The following is a 532-nucleotide window of genomic DNA, read 5'->3' as shown; positions in this document are numbered from 1 at the left end:
GCCGGAGCACGTATGAGTGCAGTGCCTCGACATCGCCAGTGTTCTTCCCAACGATTTCCAAAGGAAGTAGGCGTGGAGTGGTCTCGTCATCAGATTTCATTGCGGCGTGTTTTCCTCTTGAATGGAGCCGGTTTCTTGCTCGCTCGCAATGCCAACGTCGGCCCTGCTTCGGGCATGGCGACGACCTTTTTTTCTGAAAAGTGGAGTTCTCCACGCCGGATCTCAGCGCTAACCGAGGCAAGCGCTGAGCTAAGCTGCCTGGTCCGAGCCCAATCACCCTGTCCGGGTATCGAGCGGCCTTCAGATCGGCAGGAAGCTAAAGCATTCCGGATCCATCGTGAAAGCGCACCTATGCAGCCCCATGAGCCGTCATGAAGTGCCTCGATGTACTCGTCCATTGCATACTCGTCTTCATGGATGAGGCTCGAGTAGTGGCGCACTATCCTTGTCCATTCGACCATGTCCCACTCTGACTCCCTGTAGCGGGGGAATTCGATGGTTTGAGATCGGCCGATCAGATGAGGAGCCAGGT

The 532-nt window shown here is 56.0% G+C and carries 1 protein-coding gene; it reads right to left on the bottom strand.

What is annotated here, in order from left to right:
* Positions 1-89: 89 nt before the first annotated feature.
* The coding region (locus ACXJKJ_RS31985) for a hypothetical protein (protein ID WP_457395761.1) at positions 90-532 on the bottom strand (443 nt) is incomplete at its 5' end.

The organism is Roseateles sp. P5_E1 (assembly GCF_054049335.1).
Note: the sequence above shows the minus strand (reverse complement) of the source record. Positions and strands in the feature narration are given on the sequence as shown.